The sequence below is a fragment of the Vibrio sp. 2433-A1 genome (assembly GCF_056726085.1).
Genome location: NZ_JBRESC010000012.1, coordinates 35,263 through 53,595, shown reverse-complemented (window position 1 = coordinate 53,595; position 18,333 = coordinate 35,263). Strand labels below are relative to the sequence as shown.

Annotated in this window: 17 protein-coding genes; 8 read left to right on the top strand and 9 right to left on the bottom strand. The window is 45.4% G+C overall.

Translation table 11 applies throughout. The features are described from left to right. Positions 1 to 18: 18 nt before the first annotated feature. The 4 genes from ACU01J_RS13420 to yddG all read left to right on the top strand — a co-directional run bounded on the left by ACU01J_RS13420 (position 19) and on the right by yddG (position 3,068). On the top strand, positions 19 to 633 hold the full coding sequence (locus ACU01J_RS13420; RefSeq protein ID WP_481086153.1) for a LysE family translocator: 615 nt from the start codon (positions 19 to 21) through the stop codon (positions 631 to 633). A 39-nt stretch (positions 634 to 672) separates the two neighbouring features. Continuing rightward, positions 673 to 1,668, top strand: a complete 996-nt coding sequence (locus ACU01J_RS13415) for a Gfo/Idh/MocA family protein (protein ID WP_481086152.1) — start codon at positions 673 to 675, stop codon at positions 1,666 to 1,668. 13 nt (positions 1,669 to 1,681) lie between these two features. Continuing rightward, positions 1,682 to 2,080: an OsmC family protein gene (locus tag ACU01J_RS13410; protein ID WP_481086151.1), complete on the top strand. Its 399-nt coding sequence runs from the start codon at positions 1,682 to 1,684 to the stop codon at positions 2,078 to 2,080. Positions 2,081 to 2,144: 64 nt separating this feature from the next. Continuing rightward, positions 2,145 to 3,068, top strand: coding sequence for an aromatic amino acid DMT transporter YddG (yddG, locus tag ACU01J_RS13405; protein WP_481086150.1), 924 nt, complete (start codon positions 2,145 to 2,147; stop codon positions 3,066 to 3,068). On the opposite strand, the gene ACU01J_RS13400 is transcribed toward yddG, so the two are convergent. Then, on the bottom strand, positions 3,049 to 3,525 hold the full coding sequence (locus ACU01J_RS13400) for a L,D-transpeptidase family protein (protein WP_481086149.1): 477 nt from the start codon (positions 3,523 to 3,525) through the stop codon (positions 3,049 to 3,051). The two genes, yddG and ACU01J_RS13400, sit on opposite strands and share 20 nt — an antisense overlap. Positions 3,526 to 3,783: 258 nt before the next feature. Between ACU01J_RS13400 and ACU01J_RS13395 the strand changes: the two genes are divergently transcribed. Further along, a complete protein-coding gene (locus ACU01J_RS13395) occupies positions 3,784 to 5,904 on the top strand; it encodes a sensor domain-containing diguanylate cyclase (RefSeq protein ID WP_481086148.1) in 2,121 nt (706 codons plus the stop codon). A 48-nt stretch (positions 5,905 to 5,952) separates the two neighbouring features. On the opposite strand, the gene ACU01J_RS13390 is transcribed toward ACU01J_RS13395, so the two are convergent. Genes ACU01J_RS13390 through ACU01J_RS13365 form a run of 6 tightly spaced genes read right to left on the bottom strand, consistent with a single transcriptional unit; the run spans position 5,953 to position 12,791 of the window. Continuing rightward, positions 5,953 to 7,599 carry a BatD family protein gene (locus tag ACU01J_RS13390; RefSeq protein WP_481086147.1) on the bottom strand — a complete coding sequence of 549 codons (1,647 nt, stop codon included), beginning with the start codon at positions 7,597 to 7,599 and terminating at the stop codon, positions 5,953 to 5,955. After that, positions 7,599 to 9,476, bottom strand: coding sequence for a vWA domain-containing protein (locus ACU01J_RS13385; protein WP_481086146.1), 1,878 nt, complete (start codon positions 9,474 to 9,476; stop codon positions 7,599 to 7,601). The genes ACU01J_RS13390 and ACU01J_RS13385 overlap by 1 nt, the downstream gene beginning before the upstream one ends. After that, positions 9,469 to 10,437 (bottom strand): vWA domain-containing protein, encoded by a 969-nt coding sequence (locus tag ACU01J_RS13380; protein ID WP_481086145.1) that lies wholly within the window; start codon positions 10,435 to 10,437, stop codon positions 9,469 to 9,471. The genes ACU01J_RS13385 and ACU01J_RS13380 overlap by 8 nt, the downstream gene beginning before the upstream one ends. Then, complete coding sequence (locus ACU01J_RS13375; protein ID WP_481086144.1) at positions 10,430 to 10,903, bottom strand: DUF4381 domain-containing protein; 474 nt, start codon at positions 10,901 to 10,903, stop codon at positions 10,430 to 10,432. Before ACU01J_RS13375 ends, ACU01J_RS13380 begins: the two co-directional genes overlap by 8 nt. A 2-nt stretch (positions 10,904 to 10,905) precedes the next feature. Beyond that, positions 10,906 to 11,823: a DUF58 domain-containing protein gene (locus ACU01J_RS13370; protein WP_481086143.1), complete on the bottom strand. Its 918-nt coding sequence runs from the start codon at positions 11,821 to 11,823 to the stop codon at positions 10,906 to 10,908. 11 nt (positions 11,824 to 11,834) lie between these two features. Next, positions 11,835 to 12,791 carry an AAA family ATPase gene (locus ACU01J_RS13365; protein ID WP_481086142.1) on the bottom strand — a complete coding sequence of 319 codons (957 nt, stop codon included), beginning with the start codon at positions 12,789 to 12,791 and terminating at the stop codon, positions 11,835 to 11,837. Positions 12,792 to 13,153: 362 nt separating this feature from the next. Here ACU01J_RS13365 and ACU01J_RS13360 point away from each other — a divergent pair, with 362 nt between their 5' ends. From ACU01J_RS13360 to ACU01J_RS13350, 3 genes are all read left to right on the top strand, one after another. Next, positions 13,154 to 15,067 (top strand): methyl-accepting chemotaxis protein, encoded by a 1,914-nt coding sequence (locus tag ACU01J_RS13360; protein ID WP_481086141.1) that lies wholly within the window; start codon positions 13,154 to 13,156, stop codon positions 15,065 to 15,067. Between the two features lie 75 nt (positions 15,068 to 15,142). Next, complete coding sequence (locus ACU01J_RS13355; RefSeq protein ID WP_481086140.1) at positions 15,143 to 15,343, top strand: restriction endonuclease subunit S; 201 nt, start codon at positions 15,143 to 15,145, stop codon at positions 15,341 to 15,343. Positions 15,344 to 15,701: 358 nt separating this feature from the next. Beyond that, positions 15,702 to 16,916, top strand: a complete 1,215-nt coding sequence (locus tag ACU01J_RS13350) for an iron-containing alcohol dehydrogenase (RefSeq protein WP_481086139.1) — start codon at positions 15,702 to 15,704, stop codon at positions 16,914 to 16,916. Between the two features lie 51 nt (positions 16,917 to 16,967). Here the strand turns inward: ACU01J_RS13350 and pyrC are convergent, their stop codons facing one another. Next, positions 16,968 to 17,996, bottom strand: a complete 1,029-nt coding sequence (gene pyrC / locus ACU01J_RS13345) for a dihydroorotase (RefSeq protein ID WP_481086138.1) — start codon at positions 17,994 to 17,996, stop codon at positions 16,968 to 16,970. A 168-nt stretch (positions 17,997 to 18,164) separates the two neighbouring features. After that, a complete protein-coding gene (locus ACU01J_RS13340) occupies positions 18,165 to 18,323 on the bottom strand; it encodes a YqaE/Pmp3 family membrane protein (RefSeq protein WP_004411392.1) in 159 nt (52 codons plus the stop codon). Positions 18,324 to 18,333 lie beyond the last annotated feature (10 nt).

Genomic DNA, 18,333 nt, shown 5'->3' with positions numbered 1-18,333 from the left:
ACTAAAGGATCTGACATAATGACGTTCACTGTTTGGCTATCACTTTTTACGATCTGTATTCTTGGCGCGATGTCACCGGGGCCAAGCTTAGCTATGGTCGCCAAGCACAGTCTTGCGGGCGGACGCCTTAATGGCTTAGCGACGGCATGGGCGCATGCGGTTGGTATTGGTATCTACGCTTTTATTACCCTGATTGGTTTAGCCGTTGTGCTGCAGCAGTCTCCTCTGTTGTTTAAGGCCATTAGTTATACAGGTGCGGCTTATCTCGTCTATCTGGGCTACAACGCATTACGTTCAAAAGGGGGCGTCGCTGAAAGGCTCGAGTCTGGGCAGCAAACCAGCGTTTGGCAGTCAGCAAAAGAAGGTTTTTTGATCTCATTGTTGAGCCCTAAAATTGCGTTATTCTTTATCGCTCTATTTAGTCAGTTTGTGGCGGTGGGTGACAGCGTGACGGCTAAGAGTGTCATCGTCATGACGCCACTCATTGTTGATGGTCTGTGGTATACCTTGATTACATTTTTACTTTCGAGCCCTCGACTGATTGACAAGATTCGCTCAAAAGCGCTATTGATTGATAGATTGTCCGGCGCAGTACTTATTCTGCTTGCAATACGCGTCGTACTTACGGTGTAAATGTCGTTTTAATCTTTCTCGCAGCTTAAGGAAAAAATAATGATAAGACTTGCCGTCATTGGTACTAACTGGATTACTGACCAGTTTATTGAAGCCGCCATAAAAACGGGCGAGTACCAGTTGGCTGCCATCTACTCTCGCTCACTAGAGAGCGCGGAGCGGTTTGGGCAAAAATACTCATCGCCTGCGTTATTCGATGACTTAACGGCCTTGGCTGAGTCTCCTTTGGTTGACGTGGTTTACATTGCTAGCCCGAACAGCTTGCACGGCCCTCAGGCGATTCAAATGATGCAAGCGGGCAAGCATGTCATTGTCGAAAAGCCAATGGCCGCGAACTTTGCTTTGGCGAAACAGATGTTCGATGTTGCCCAAGAGAACAATGTCTTGTTGTTTGAGGCGTTTATGTCGCCTCACCTGCCTAACTTTAAACGCTTGAAAGAAGAGCTATCAGGGATTGGGCAAATTCGTAAAGCGCTGCTCACTTACTGTCAGTATTCGTCTCGCTATCCGAAATATCTTGCGGGCGAGAATCCCAATACTTTCAATCCAGAGTTTGCTAATGGTTCGATTATGGACATTGGCTTTTACTGCTTGAGCTCGGCGATTGAATTGTTTGGTGAACCTGAGACGGTCAAAGCTCAAGCTCAGTTACTTGATTCGGGCGTGGATGGCAGCGGAAGTGTCATTCTTGGCTATCAAGACTTTGAGGTGGTGTTACAGCACTCGAAAACGAGCGATTCTTATTTGCTGAGTGAGATTCAAGGTGAAGAAGGGGCTTTGCTGGTGGAGATGATCTCTACCGCTAAAAAGTTGACCAAGTTTACCCGTGGGAGCGATATTGGGGTCGATCTCAGTGTCAAACAAGATGCTAACCCTATGTATTATGAGGCGCTTGAATTTGCTCATCAGTTTAACAACAAAATGAGTAATGAAAGTTGCACTCAACGCTCGCTGATTGTGGCAAAATTGCTAGAGGAAATTCGTCGTCAGACTGGCGTTACGTTTCCATCCGATAAGATATGCTCAAATAAGTAGAAGAGAGAAGCAGATGCAAGCTGAAGTAAAATGGATTGAAGAGTTTAAATTTTTAGGTCAATCCCAGTCAGGTCATTCAATCGTAATGGATGGCAACGGTGGTGCAACTGCGCCAAGCCCGATGGAAATGGTTCTGATGGCGGCAGGTGGTTGCAGTTCAGTGGACGTGGTTGATGGTCTAAAAGAAGCCGGCCAAGCTGTGACTGCTTGTAACGCGAAGTTGACTACAGAACGCCGTGAAACTGCTCCGCGTATCTTTACTCAGGTTAACATTCACTTTGAAGTGTCTGGCGACAACTTAGACCCTGAGATCGTGGCAAAAGTGACGGCGGACTCACTAGAGAAATACTGCTCAGTATGTCTGATGCTAGGTAAAGGTATTGAGATGACACATAGTTGGGAAATCATTTAATACGTCATAACCGTTAAGAGCCGAGCACTCTGCTCGGCTTTTTTTGTTTTAAGTTTGGAATAGCATGAACAATAGCCATAAATTTACCTTAGCAGGCGTGGCCGCCATTCTCCTCTGGAGCAGTGTCATGGGCCTTGCTCGTGCGGTGACTGAAATGCTTGGGCCTGTTGGAGGCGCGGCGGCTATCTATACGGTAGCGTCGATTTTCTTGGTGCTTGTTATGGGGGTACCTAAAGTACGTTCGTACTCACCTCGTTATGTGTTGCTTGGTGGCGGTTTGTTTGTTGCCTATGAGATATGCCTAGCGCTTGCATTGGCAATGGCAAATACGCGTCAGCAAGCGATAGAAATGTTGGTGATTAATTACTTGTGGCCTGCATTAACTGTGCTGTTGGCGGTATTAACCAGTGGTAAGAAAACCAGTTTGCTAGTGTACCCAAGCATTGCATTGGCATTTCTTGGCGTAGCTTGGAGTATTACTGGTGAGCAAGGACTGTCAGTGGCTCAAATTGCTGCCAACGTTGCAACCAACCCAGTGACTTATGCGATGGCTTTTACTGGCGCATTTTTATGGGCGATCTACTGTAATCTGACCAAGCGCATCGCCAACGGGCAAAATGCCATTACGCTGTTTTTTATCATGACGGCGATAACGTTATGGATCAAATATGCACTAAGCAGTGAAACCGGGATGAGCATAAACCTAGAATCAGGGGGATTATTGTTGATTGCTGGTATCGCTATGGGCAGTGGTTACGCATTGTGGAATTACGCCATCATCGGCGGAAACATGGTGCTATTGGCGACGTTATCCTACTTTACCCCAGTACTGTCGACGATTATCTCGTCGGTGATCTTAGGCCTAGTGTTGACGCAGAGCTTTATTCAAGGGGTGGTGATGGTTACTATCGGTTCATTAATGTGTTGGTGGGTAACCAGAGAAAAGGCCAGTGATGAGGCCCGTCTGACTACCAACGAATCTCAATAGGTGTTCCAACCTTAACTAGTTTGAGTAACTCATCCATCTCTTGGTTAGTTATTGCAATACAGCCATCCGTCCAGTCGAAGCTTTGAATGTATTTGGCTGGGCGGGTCTCACCATTCTTAAGTCCATGGATTTTGATGTTTCCACCTGGATTGACGTTAAGAGTATCGGCATAGGCAACGTCATTTGCATTTGGGTAGCTGATATGAATTGAGCGGTAAAAATCCGAGCTGTCCATAACGAACTCCAAATAATAGCGTCCTTCTGGCGTACGTTGATCACCTTCATAGACCTTATGACCTTTCGGATGCTTACCAAGCGCGATTCTAAACTCTTTGATGACTTGATTGTTGTCAATGAGATACATACGGCGTTTAGATTTATCGACTTCGATCAAATCGATACTTGCCCATGTAGGCAGAGTCAAAAAGAGACTAAATAGGCACAACCAACGCGTCAAACTACATATCCCTTAAATCTGAGTGCGGCATCGACTCAACCAATGAGTGATTCATATCTTAGTTATTATAGCGATAGTTTCTCCGATGCAAAATATGGAAACAACATCAACAAAATGTAGCCAGTATCATATCTGGACATATTGCTTTTGGTGATTTGCGAGTGACTTAACAAGCGATCGCAAATACATTTGATTGCATAATGCTAGCTGTTACCTTTTCAATCGAACTACAATAATAATTCGCTTCAGGCTAGGACTATGCTTCCAAGGGTACTACTAAAAGATATTCTTTCGGCTAGAAATCATCGCTTTCTAGCAAACTCACTATTTCAGTATTTAAAAGAGCTACTGGAGCCTGAGAATATTGGTATTTTTCTAGAATCCCAAAGCGGCTCAGAACTAAACTTTTTGTTTAGTCACGGCAATCCTGCATCATTATCAAAATACCCTAATACCTTCTGGACTTGGGTTTCACAGTTTGACTCTTCTGATGGTCTAATCCCTTTAGTACTTAATACTTGTCAGTGGAATTATTCTGAGATCATGGCACAAGATAGCTATGTATTTATGCTCGATAACCACCCCAAAAGACGCGCTTATCTGGTGATTGAAAACGCCTCTGCAGCAAAGGTAAGTGAGTTAAATCAGTTCAATCAATTGGATGCTTTGCAAATCATCGCTTCTAGGTGGCAATGTGTCCGGGCTGAGACCGAAGCGGCGAAAGAGTTTAAGCAGAGAGATATAAAAGAAGCTAAGCACTTAGATGTGATCAAGCAGCGTGAACTGTTTATTGAGAACATGAAACTTGTTCAAGAAGTTTCGGCTGAGATCGCTAATCCTAAAAATCTTGATGAATTGTATCGAATGGCAGTAGAGGTTATTCGAGAAAAGCTTGGCTTTGATCGTGCAGTTTTTATGTTGCTTGATATTAAAAAGCGCTGCTTTAGCGGTACCTATGGCACCGATGAGCATGGCAATACGATCAGTGAGCATCATACCCAGTACGACCTTCACCAATTAGAAGAAACCTATATTGATGCGCTGTTTGAAGGTAAAGCGAATCTGATTGTTGTCGAAGATGCACCTTTGTATACGGCTGGGAGTGTTATCGGCCAGGGCTGGAACGGTATGCTGGTTTTGCGTGATGGCGATGAGATCATCGGGTGGATAGCGATGGATAACTATATCCACCGCACACCTATCACTTCATATCAACGCCAAATGCTTGAATCATTTGGAACCTTGTTGTCACAGATCTATATTCGCAAGCGTCAAGAGCAGAATGTCCGAATGTTGCATGCCAGTATGGTTGAGTTATCCCGTTGTATGACCATTAGTGAAGTCTGTAAATCTGCAGTGACGTTCGCCATTAATCGCTTAGGTATTGATCGTTTTGCTGTCTTCCTCACTGATGAATCTTGTACCTATATGCAAGGGACTTGGGGAACTGACATTCAGGGCAATGTGGTGGACGAATCCTATTATCGCTCTGAAACCATTAATCGCTCCATCGTCAATGCTGCGCGTGCGAATCCTAACGAAGTGGTTTTTGAAGAGTCAGTACCGATTTACCATGATTTCAATATTGTTGGCTTTGGTTGGACAGCCATGACCATGTTGGTCAGTAACAGTGGAGAACCAATTGCCTTTATCGCGGCCGACAACTTAATTAAACGTTCACCTTTGACTCACCAACTGCGTGAAGTGATCCGCATGTTTGCGTCAAACCTAACTGAGGTATTACTTCGAACGCGAGCACAGGAGGCGATCCACGAACTGAACAATAACCTTGAGAAAGAGGTGAAGATTCGAACTCGTGAGCTTCAAAGTGCCAATGAACAACTTGAAACGATGTCAAAGCTCGATCCTCTGACACGTTTAGGGAACCGTAGAATGCTTGAGGCACTGTTGGAAGATATCTGCCGTAACACGGCTTCGGGGTCCCAGTGTTATGGACTCATTATCGTCGACATTGACTATTTCGGTCTTTACAACAACCAGTATGGTCATATGCAAGGGGATATTGCTTTGATGCGAGTGGGCAGTATCTTACAACAGCACACGAAATCGGATAGTGAAGTCTTTTGTCGTATTGGTGGAGAAGAGTTTGCGCTTCTAATGACTACTCAGAATGCTGAAAAAGTGGCGCAATTAGCCGAGAGTATTCGCCATAGTATCGAGCTTGAGTCGATTCCTCATGAACAGAGTTCGGTGAAAGAGACGTTGACCGTCTCGGTTGGTTATTCTGTTATGGAGCTAAAACAAAGCGAATTTAGCTTCGATAAATTGTATAGTGCGGCTGACCAATCTCTCTATCAAGCCAAAAACGATGGAAGAAACAGTGTGGTTGGCTCGACGTTAATGTTGGTTAACGCCTAATTAAAAGCCTTGGGATGAAACATCGCAAGGCTTTTTACTGTTTACCTGTTAAAGGGGAGGCAAGGGCTCTTTAGACATTTTTGTTGAACGCTGGCTTTTGTTCGCTTTCTTAATCAGTTTGATAAGCTTTGCCGCCTTCCAATGGTTACCTTCATTGCCATATTGGCTCTGGTTCATGGCCACTTGCTCAGCGCGAATTTCTGACACTAAGTTTGAGTCCATTCCTTCGCTGTTGTCTAACCAATGTTTGAGTAGATAGTTCGCTTTGACTTTGTCATCTTGCTTCAGCGCCGTGAGGATCTGTTCGACTTCACTCGTTGTAGGTGTCGGGGTAACGTTTGTCGTTTTACGGCTACGCGAGAGAATTAACATGACTAGAGTCGCTAGCCATAACAGTGCAAACAATGTGGTCAGGTATGGCCATATTCCTCGCTCGTATACCACGACCGTTTCAGGCTTACTGATGTTAGCGGCTGGTGCAGCGATAGGCTCATTACTTAATCCGCTACCAGCTGCGATCTGGATGTCCAGTCCTGGCAAAGTTGCAGTCTTAGTGACGCTGTTGCTTGTGTCCCACCAGTTAAGCGATACATCGCTCAGGTGCACCTCTCCTTGCTGCTGAGCAATCAATACCTGCTTGACTGTCATTCTTGTTTTGCCATTGCCTAGGTCTTGAAACTGAGGCTTCTCTTGGTAAACACGAATGCTTTTTGGATAGCTAACCTTTAAATTAGGGATATGTTCAGAGGCAAGTCCTTCGACATCTAGGGTAATCTCGCGAGTAAGAGACTCTCCTACGGAGGTTTGATAGCTATCTGTCGAAATGGTGTTACCTGAAGAGTCTCCCCAATGCTGCGTCAAACTTAGGCTTGCTGCAGGTAGCCACTCACCTTGATATTGGCTTGGAATCGGAGAAACGTGAACCTTGAATTGTTTCGCAGGTGTATCGGCTGAAACTAGCTTGGTTGTGCTGCTGCGGTTATCACCATAAACGACGCTACCTTTGAAGCCAATTCCATTAAGAGTGTAATCACCAGCCGTATTGGCAGTGACACGGTAGTTTTGGTCGACCACAGTGACTTCAACACCATCTAACACACTTTGGTACTGATTGGGCTCACCCAAAGCTTCAAGAGATAGCCCTGATTGATTGTCGCCGATAATCGCAGGTGGTTGAATATTTGGGTTTTGCAGTCGTCGAGGATCTGCTTTTACGATTAGGCGCGTGGTAAGTGTAGCGCTCTCTTTCGGGTAAAGCTCAGATTTGCTCAGTGTGCTTTGTAGCTCGACCAAATCGGTCAATTTTGGCTGTTCGGTATCGGCAGAGACTTGAATCGTAATCGGCTGTGATGAGGTGCCATCTACTGTGAATGCTGGAATCGACGTTAGGCCTAATCGTTGAGCGGCTAATGAAATATTCCATTCACTACGCGTTGAGCGGTCACCATTGATGATGTTTACTGATGAGCCAAAGCTTGGTCGACCGACATAAAAGTCTTGGTTTAGCGCTGAAAAATCAATCGCGTCCGATGAGACCTTTTTGTCCACCACGACTCTGAGTTGGAAAACTTCGTTCTTAACGACTTTATTCTTGCTCACCGTCACCTGAATGTTAGTCGCGAAGGCGGTTGGACTGATTAAGACAAACAGTAGTGCGCATAGGCTGGCGAAAAAGAGTTTAACTTGTTTCTTCATTACCATTTTTTACCTGTATCTTGTGGTGGTTGTTTTTGCTGAGCTTGCAAGATCATTTGTGCTCGCAGCAATCGACTCGGGTCACGGGCATTTTCTACTTGCTGTAACTTTCTTAGTTCAGGGTCAATGGCCTGTTGGTTATCTTGTTGCTGCGCTTGCTGCGTCTCTTGCTGTGAATCGGCTTTATTTTTTTGCTCACTATTCGACTTTTGCTCCGCATTGGCGCTTGCTTGTTGTTCAGATTGAGATTGCTGATCTTTGGACTGCTTTTCTTCAGTTTTCGACTGATTTTCCGGCTCACTTTGAGAGGATTTATTTTGTAGTGACTGACTTGACTCAGGGCTTGAGCTCTTATCATTTTTAGAGTCCTTAGAGTCCTTAGAGTCCTTAGAGTCCTTAGAGTCCTTAGAGTCCTTAGAGTCCTTAGAGTCCTTAGAGTCCTTAGAGTCCTGCGATTTACTATCGCTTTGCTCTTGATTAGACTTATCTTGCTGTTGCTGTTGCTGTTGCTGTTGCTGTTGCTGTTGCTGTTGCTGTTGCTGTTGCTGTTGGGCTTGCTTCACCACGTCCAAGTTGTGCTTTGCATCTTTATGCTTCGGGTCTTGTTTGAGGATCTCTTGGTAGATCTCCGCTGCTTCATCCAACTGACCATTTTGAGCATAGGCATTGGCCAAGTTGTATCGTCCATCAACACTTTGTTCATTCTTAAGTGTTTCAATCGCACCTGAATAGTTCTGATTTTGATACTGAGAAACCCCTTTCCATCGCCGGTCATTAAACTGCTCGGCGGCATCAGCGAACTTGCCTTGATCAAACAGTTGCTTCGCTTGTTGATCATTGTTTATCCAAGGACTAGCCATGGCAGGTTTAGGGCTAACTAATGGCAGTCCTAGTAACAACACACTCAAAAATAACCCGCGTCTAAATAGCAGCAAGGCAGGAAGGATCAGTAAAGGTAGTAACCAAAAACCTTGATTGATGCGTTCTGCGACCTTATGGCTGCTATCTTGCGCATTGGTACCATCTAGGTGAGAGGTGATTTGAGTGATTCGTTCCACGTCGCTGTTGGTGACTTGGATAGGGATAAACTCTCCATTTAAGGTCGATGTAAGCGCGCGCATGTTATCGAAGTTAGATTTCGCAACCACTGGCTGACCATTGGTATGTGTCATTAAGGTCCCATCATTGAGTTGGATCGGCGCACCTGAACGGGTGCCCACTCCTAAAATAGACAGTCGCCAGTCTGTGCCTTTTAGCAGCTTCTCAATCGCTGAACGCTCCATATCATCGATGTCATCTGTGATTAACACGATGTCGCCAGTCGCAAGGCCAGCATTGGTCATCATATTGATGGCCAGCTCAATACCTTTACTCGCATCTGCGCCGGGGTAGGGCATGAGCTCAGGGGAGAGATTAGGTAATAAATTGGTAATGGTCTGGCTGTCGCTTGTCATTGGGCTAATTTGATAGGCATCACCCGCGTAAGCGACCAGTCCGGTCGAACCTTCTCTCCAGTTAGCCAGTAAATCAATGGCTTTGTAACGGGCTTGGGTTAGGCGATTAGGCTTGATGTCGTTGGCGTACATAGACATCGACATATCCATCACCAGCACTCTTGCACTGTTGTTTGCATAACTGGGCAACTCTTGGGTTTTAAAGCTTGGCCCGGCAAGTGCAATAATCGCAATCAAACCACTTAATGCCATAGTGGACAGCCAGCCTGAGTGACTTCTTTTGGCTTGTACTCCCATCACTTTAGCTAGGTGTGGGGCGATTAAGGTGTGTGAGCTCGCCCGTTTGGATAGCCAGATAATAAACGCGAACCAAGGCAAGCTGGCAAGTAACCAGTAAGGGGAGAGGAAAACAAAATTAGACATAATTCCTCCGGACAATCAGTAGTAAAGAAAAACACAGCAGAGAAAGAGTCAGTGGCAGTGGGAACCATTCGGTTTGAGGTCGCCATGTTTGCGTTGCTTGGCTAATTGGCTCTAGGCTGTTGATGGTGTCGTAGATGGTTGCCAACTCATCTGCGTTACGGGCTCGGAAGTATTGTCCACCAGTGAGTTCGGCAATCTGCTTCAGAGTCTTTTCATCAAGATCTTTGGCTGTGTTGACTTTGCGAGTCATGAAAAACTCTTTAACCATCATTTCGCCCGCTCCAACGCCAATGGTGTAAATCGTTGCATTGTACTTTTTAGCGATTTTAGCAGCTTCCAGTGGCTCCAAAACGCCAGAGGTATTGCTACCATCACTGAGCAGTACCATCACTCTTTGCGGAGCTTCGCTATCAACAAAGGTTTTCGTCGCTAGACCAATACCTTCACCTATGGCGGTTTTATCACCAATCAGGCGCAGCACTAGAGAGTTAACCTGATTAGCGATGGTTTCTCGATCGAAAGTTAATGGTGTTTGCAGATAAGCGTGATCGGCAAAGAGGACCAGACCTAATCGGTCGCCTTTTCGTTGCTCTACGAAATCACTTACGACGTTTTTTACCGCAGAGAGTCGATCGATATATTGATCGCCGTCTTGCATATCTTCTTGGCTCATCGAATAGGAGAGGTCGAGCACTAACATTAAGTCGCGGTGTTTAGGTTGAGTTGTCACTGGATCACCATACCAAACAGGGCGTGCAAGCGCGGCGACGAGTGCAATCCAAGTTATTGCAACCAACACCCGTGCCAGCGTATTGGTTGGTGCAACTGCCGTACCTGATTCAGGTAAGTAGGGAAGGCGGACAGGAGCGGCTTGTTTTAATGGTGGAGCAAAGTAGTAAACGAGCAAAGGCAGTGGAAGTAGTAACCACATCCACCACCACACGAAGCTGATATTAGCCACGAGAAATTTTTCCTTTTTTCGGAGGCAGAGCCTGCTCAACCCATTCATTACAATGTTGAATAAGTTGCTCTGCATTTGGTACTGCCTGATTAGTGTATAGCGCTTGCTGCCACAGGTCGTAGTTGTCGCTAAAGCGAGGTGTTGCTAGTTGGCTATCAAGAAATGAATACCACTCTTTACCTGTAAGCTGGGCAATCTGTTCTCTTGGGAAATAGCACAGCGCCGCTTGTCTCACGAGCTCAATGGCTTCAGAAGGTCGGTTGCCATTTGCAAGTAAGCGTAGTGCGGTTCGCTTTGGTGCTAAGCGCTTTTTACGCCAGCGGATAAACATAAATATGATAAGGCTAGCTAGCAAAATACTCGCAATCACTGCCCACCAACCCCAAGAGAGTGGTAACCATGAAGGAGGCTCAGGTAGGTGCATTGGGTTTAGAGGAAGCGGTGATGTTTGAGTTTCATTACTCATTTTTATAATCCGTTTAGCTGTTGAGTAAGAGCTTGTTCACTAGAGAGTGATGAAAAGCTGATGCCCATCTTTTGAGTAAGTTGTATTAGATGTTGTTGCTGCTCTGAGAACGCGCGCTCAATACCTTGGCGTGTTTTGTGTGACGAAAAGTCCAACCAACGAGTGTTGTTTTGATTTGAGACTTGTTCTGTGCCACGAAAACCTGTTTGCCCGCGCTCTAGAGGGTCGCTGATTTGCACCATACGAACGCGATTGTGTTGGCAAAGCCGGCTGAGTTTAGGCTCATGTTGGGTTGTTAGACGAGAAAAATCACTCAATAAAATGATCTCGCTCCCTTTTGGACATAAACGCGCCAGAGCTTGAAGCGCATGGCTAATATCTTGGTCGTTGCGAGATGGCTGGTTAATCAAGTCTTGGTGACAAGTGACTAAGGTCTGTAATAGAGCCAGAGCCCCACGGTTTCTTGACGTTGGCTTTAACTCAATCAGTTCGTTTCCGGTATCAATCACCGCACCAATACGATCTTGTTGCGTGACACTTAACCAAGTAATCAAGCTTGCCATGTGGGCCATTTGTACAGACTTCAACAGCAGCTGAGAGCCAAACGCCATGCAGGATGAAAAGTCGAGGTAAAGTACAACAGGCTTCTCTCGCTCTTCGGAAAACAGCTTGGTATGAGGCTTACCAGTACGAGCGGTGACGCGCCAATCAATTGCCCGAATATCATCTCCGGGTTGGTATTGGCGTACTTCACTAAAATCCATACCGCGGCCTAGCTGACGACTTTGGTGTTGGCCAAGCATTTGCGACCACAGGCTTTTGGCTGGTGGCAACCACTTAACGCATTGCTGCTTATAATACAGCAGCTCGTCTAGGCACAGATTGACACCGTCACTATATGGAGGCAGCGTTTGTTCCATATCATTTAACCTTAAGCGCTGCCTACTAGTGAAAGAAGCTTGTTGATGACTTGATTTGGATGAACACCTTCAGCTTGTGCCTGATAACTCAGCAGTAAACGGTGTCTCAGTACAGGAAATGCCATAGCTTGAACATCTTCAGGTGAAACAAAGTCTCGACCATTTAGCCAAGCATGAGCGCGAGCACAACGGTCAAGGGCGATAGTTGCACGGGGACTTACCCCCATCTCTAGCCACTGAGCAAGCGTGTCGTCATAGTTGCTAGGATTGCGAGTCGCGATGATAAGTCGAATGATGTATTGCTCGATAGTGTCAGCCATATGGACATTGAGCACAGACTGGCGCGCAGCAAAAATATCGGCTTGAGTCAGAGTTGGTGGTGTTGGGGCAGTGTCGCCTTTCGCCTCGCCACGGTTAAGGCGTAAAATCTCAAGTTCACTTTGTGCGTCTGGATAGTTTACATCAAGGTGAATTAAGAAGCGGTCCAACTGCGCTTCTGGCAGAGGATAGGTCCCTTCTTGTTCAATCGGGTTTTGCGTTGCCATGACTAAGAAAAGCTCTGGTAGCGCATAAGTGTTTCGGCCCGCAGTGATCTGCTTCTCTGCCATGGCTTCGAGCATGGCCGCTTGAACCTTAGCTGGTGCGCGGTTGATCTCGTCCGCTAACACCAATGAATTGAAAATTGGTCCAGACTGGAAGGTGAATTCGCCTGTTTCAGGACGGAATATATCAGTGCCGGTTAAGTCCGCTGGCAGTAAGTCAGGGGTAAATTGAATACGGTGAAAATCACCTTCAATGCAATCGGCCAGTGATTTTACTGCGCGTGTTTTGGCAAGCCCCGGAGGCCCTTCAACCAAAATATGACCATCGGCAAGCAGTGCGATGAGCAATTGGTTCACCAGTTCGCTCTGGCCAATAACTTGGCTATTTAAATATTCGCGCAGGTGTTTTAGAGCGTCAGAATTCATGATCGTGTGTCTCCCTATTTTTCACTTAGTATCTGGTGAACGTAAAAAGTTCCACATTTGAAGTGAGCGGTTAACTGATTGGTGAAAAAATCAACAGTCAATCGATGGGTGGCTATTGATAAATCCCTTAGATTCAATTGTTTATGAATTAAGAGCCAAAAATCAAGCACGAAATTTATGGCTAATAGAAATTTTACTTTTCAGTTAATCAATTTGCCGTTGAACTATTTAGTAAAGAAATGTTTTATTTGTCCGATATACTATATTGGCTGGATGGTCTATCAAAAGGACGGCACAACCTTTGTTTGCCACTGACCGTTTATTACCCTTTACGAAACCTAATGCTTTAAAAGGCAGCAGACATGAAACTAACTTCAATTAGCATAAAACAAAAGGTCGTTGCTGGTATCACCTTTGCGGTACTCGCTTCAACGATTATTGTCGGTGTGATGGCTCAACGACAAGCGCGAGCGGTATTAGAACACCGTCTCATCGATATCGAGCTTCCACTTATGCTTGAACAAATCAATAGCCAAATCGACCGCGATGTTAGCCAACTTTTATCGGCAGCTCATCAGCTCGCCAACAACGAATTTATTAAACAAGCGGTAGATACAACAGAAATTAGCCCAGAAACCGAACGCCTGCTTATCAAGCAGCTTAACAATGTTCGTAATCAATATAAGCTGAATGATGCATCAGTCGCAAACCGCGATACTGGATACTATTGGAACCAGAGTGGCTTTTTACGTCAGCTGAATCGACAGCAAGATGGTTGGTTCTTTGGTTTTACTCAATCAGGTAAAGATACGTCGGTGAGTATTTTCCAAGAAGCCAATGGCGACGTGAAAATGTTTACTAACTATCAACAGTTGAATGGCCACGCGATGGCGGGTTTGTCTAAGTCGATGGACGATATGGTTTCATTGCTGAACAGTTTCCGTATTCAAGACACTGGTTTCGTATACCTCGCGGACGCTAATGGTGATATTAAAATTCATAGCGAATCGAACAAAGCGAAGTCGTCACTATCGAATTTATACGGTTCGGATTCGTCACAGCTGCTTGGAAAATCAGGCTTCAACCTAATCCAAACGGACTATGAAGGGAAACAAGTATTTGTCGCAAGTACTTATATTCCGACGATGGACTGGTTTGTGGTTGGTGTCGTACCTGTTGATGAAGTCTTTGCTGATCTCAATGCCGTAGCTAAACAGATGATGGTGACGACTGTTGTTGTTGCTGGCCTGTTTATTTTCATGGGGATCTTCTTAGCGAATAGTATCGCTCGTCCAATTCGTGCTATTTCAGCTCGCTTTGCTGACTTAGGTAAAGGTGATGGCGATTTATCTCAGCGCATTGAAGTTAAAGGTAATGATGAGATTGGTCAGCTATCAGAAGGCTTTAATGGTTTTATAGAAAAGATTCATCAATCAATGAAGGAAGTGGCAGAAACAAGTAGTGCGCTTCAGTCAGCGGCTGACGGTGTTTCAAATAAAGCCCATATCACCCATGACAACAGTCAGGCTCAACGTGACCAAACCATCCAAGTGGTGACCGCGATTAACCAAATGGGTGCAACCATCAGTGAAATCGCCAGCAATGCAGCAACGGCGGCAGAAACGGCGTCAGAAGCATCGAGCAACACCCAAATGGGACAAGACGTTGTGAACAAAGCCAAAGATGCGATTAGTCGTTTGGCGGCGGACATTGAGAGCACGGGTCAGGTCGTTGGACAGCTAGCATCAACCACGCAAGATATTGGTTCTATTCTGGGTGTTATTCGTGATATTTCAGAGCAGACTAACTTGCTGGCGCTCAACGCGGCTATTGAAGCAGCGCGTGCGGGTGAGCAAGGGCGTGGTTTTGCTGTGGTAGCCGACGAGGTACGTAACTTAGCAAGTCGTACTGCTGACTCGACTGAAGAGATCCAGAAAATGATCAACCAGCTGCAAAGCGATGCTAAAGATGCGGTAACCGCGATGGAAGCAGGTAAAGCGGTAACGGGCGAGGGGGTGTCTGCATCTGATGAAGCGGTGCAAGTATTGATCAGTATTTCTGAACGTATCCACGATATTTCAGACAGAAATACCCAAGTTGCTACTGCAACGGAAGAGCAGTCGACCGTGGTACATACCATTAATCAAAACATTGAAGAGATTAATGCGGTAAATGAAGTCACGACAGGTACAGCAGAAGAGCTGGCAGAAGCAAGTGCAGAGCTTAAGGAACTGTCCGTTCGTCTAGACCGAATGGTAGGCAGCTTTAAGCTGTAGTTTGTAGCGACTGGAATAACTGAGGCTAAATCGGTAAACTTAGCCTCAGTTATTATTTTAAAGGTAAGTGGGATCATGAGTGATTTCGAAAAAGAACTAGAGCAAATGTCTCAAGAGATGGGTGATGAGCCAGAAGTGGCGTTGCCATCTTTAGAAGAACAGCAAGCCATCGCAGCAGAGCTTAAAAAGCTAGAAGCTGAAGGTAAGCTGACCCCGGAGGTTCTAGAGCAGTATTTTGGTAAGTTCTACGCTAAGACAGATACGCCAATTCACTAAGACTCAAATTGAATTTTAAAAAGCCGCCTTGTGCGGCTTTTTTTACTTTTATCCATTTAACTAAGGGCTTGAGAAGCTTACCTCTTGATTGAAATCGCGAGTTAGGTCATTCTGACGGCCACTTTGTAAACTTGATGCCTTACTATGTTTATTCTTTTTCGACTATTAAAACTTGCGGTTATCTGTGTGGTGTTTTTCACTATTTATGATTTGATTGCGTTTGGTGAAATAACGTGGCTTAGTCGCCTTTTGGCTCAGTTTTAACTAACTGGATAGGAAAATTTTACTCTCTGGACTAGAGATAACTCTTTGTAAAGACTAGGCTAATAATATCAACCTAATTACATCGAGACAGATAATGGAACAGAAGCTCTATTACTGGCTACACCGAGTTTATATGTGGTGCTTAAAGGTCGCCGCTAAAATATTACCTATCTCTAAGCCGACACTTTTCCTTGGTAAAGAAGCGCTTAAGCAGCTTTGCCATAGTGTGTCCATTATGGACATCAATAAAGTCCTAATAGTGACAGATAGTGGCCTTGTGAAGCTTAGATTAGCTAAAAAGCTAATTTTTGAGTTTGAACGTGCAGGGGTTCACTGCGAAATCTATGATGGAGTTGAGCCGGATCCAACATATCGCCATGTCGAAGATGGTTTATCTCTTTACCGCCAGCACAGGTGCCAAGCTGTCGTCGCATTGGGGGGAGGATCCTCAATTGATTGCGCTAAAGTGATTGCCGCGTGTGCCACCAATGATAAACCTGTTCACCGTTTGGTTGGCTTGCTCAAAGTGTGGAAAGTGCCGGCACCTATTTTTGTGATCCCTACTACTGCAGGGACTGGCTCTGAAGTGACGGTGGCCGCTGTTGTTTCGGACCCTGCTACTCACCAGAAAACACCGATAATTGATCCTAAGCTTGTTCCGATTGCAGCGGCATTGGATCCGAGTTTAATGTTAGCGTTACCTGCCCATATCACGGCTCAGACAGGTATGGATGCGCTAACCCATGCCATAGAAGCGTATCTGTCAGATAATGCGACACCAGAAACGGATCGTTATGCGTTAGCCGCATTCAGCCTCATTGATGATAACTTGGAGAAAGCCGTCAAGTTTGGTCAAAACGCGACCGCACGGCAAAATATGGCTTTGGCTTCATACTACGCTGGCCTTGCCTTTACCAAAGCTAGCCTTGGTTACGTTCATGCTATTGCGCATACATTGGGGGCGAAGTATGGAACGCCTCATGGATTGGCGAATGCTGTAGTGCTTCCCCATGTTTTGGAATTTTCCAAGTCTGAGGCGAAAGAAAGAATGGCGAAATTGGCCGATACATTAAAGCTAACGGATAGTCATGTTTCAGACTCTATCAAAGCTCAGGCTTTTATCGATTACATTAAACGGCTACAGAAAAATCTCGATTTACCATCTTATTTTGATCATATTCTGCAAGAACATATTACTGAACTCGCCAAGCAGTCGTTACATGAAGCAAGATGGAATTACCCAGTGCCAAAATACATGCAGCAAGAAGAATGTGAGCGGTTACTTTTGGCAGTATCGATAGACAAATAAAAAGCCCTTAAGCGGGAACTTAAGGGCTCATTTATTACCTATGGAAGAGGCTTACTTCACTTTCCATGCGATAGTTTCACCGGCACGAATTGGCACAACAATGTCGTTGCCAAATGGCATGCTCTCAGCAACAGGCCACTCTTCTTTCACTAGCGTTACTGTATCTGCGTTACGCGGTATACCGTAAAAGTCAGGGCCATTATGGCTTGCGAACGCTTCTAGGTTTTCTAGTTTACCTTCTTGGTCAAACACTTCTGCGTATAACTCAAGAGCTGCGTGTGCAGTGTACGAACCCGCACAACCACAAGCGGCTTCTTTCATGCCTTTAGCGTGAGGCGCAGAGTCAGTGCCTAAGAAGAACTTCTTGCTGCCGCTTGTTGCAGCTTCAATCAGTGCTTGTTGGTGCGTGTTACGCTTAAGGATAGGCAGACAGTAGAAGTGAGGCTTAATACCACCCACAAGCATGTGGTTACGGTTGTATAATAGGTGGTGTGCAGTAATAGTTGCTGCTACGTTCTCGTTAGCGTTTTTCACAAAGTTAGCGGCATCAGCAGTGGTGATGTGCTCAAGAACAATCTTAAGGTTCGGAAAATCATTGACGATTGGCGCTAACACTGTGTCTAAGAATTGTTTCTCACGGTCGAAGATATCGACATCGTGGTGAGTTACTTCACCGTGTACCAGTAGCAACATACCCACTTCTTGCATTGCTTCAAGAACGTGATAAATGTTTTGAGCAGATGTTACACCTGAATCTGAGTTGGTTGTTGCGCCCGCTGGGTATAGCTTAGCGGCAACCGCTGCACCAGATTTTTTTGCTTTACGAATTTCTTCAGGAGTGGTGTTGTCTGTTAGGTATAACGCCATTAGCGGCTCGAATTGCTCGCTTGGCTTCTCTGCCATAATACGCTCGCGGTAAGCAAGGGCCATTTCAGTGTTGGTTACAGGTGGGATGGTATTTGGCATGATTAGCGCGCGACCGTTGTAGCGGCTAATGTCTCGCACGGTATCCTTTAGCACTTCGCCATCGCGTAGGTGAACGTGCCAGTCGTCAGGACGTGTGATCGTAAGTGTTGTCATTTTTGCTCCCACCATATTTTAGGTTGTCTGATTGGAGCCTAAACGCAGCGAAAACCGAGAAAGCAAACGCTTACGCTTAGGCGACAGGATGATAGAGCAATCTGCTCAGTATTTCATCCTCTTTTTCTGTGGGAGACTTTGGTTGCCTAAATCATAGGCAACCTTCACTTACTTTAGTGTCAACCAAAGTGCGTGAATGCTGCCTGGAAGGAAGAAGAAGAACGTTAAAATTAGGTTGATAACGAAGTCTTTGTTCAGACCTTTATCGATGAATACTGCAAGAGGTGGTAGGAAGATACATAGTAAGATCATTACCAGCTTATTCATAAATTACTCC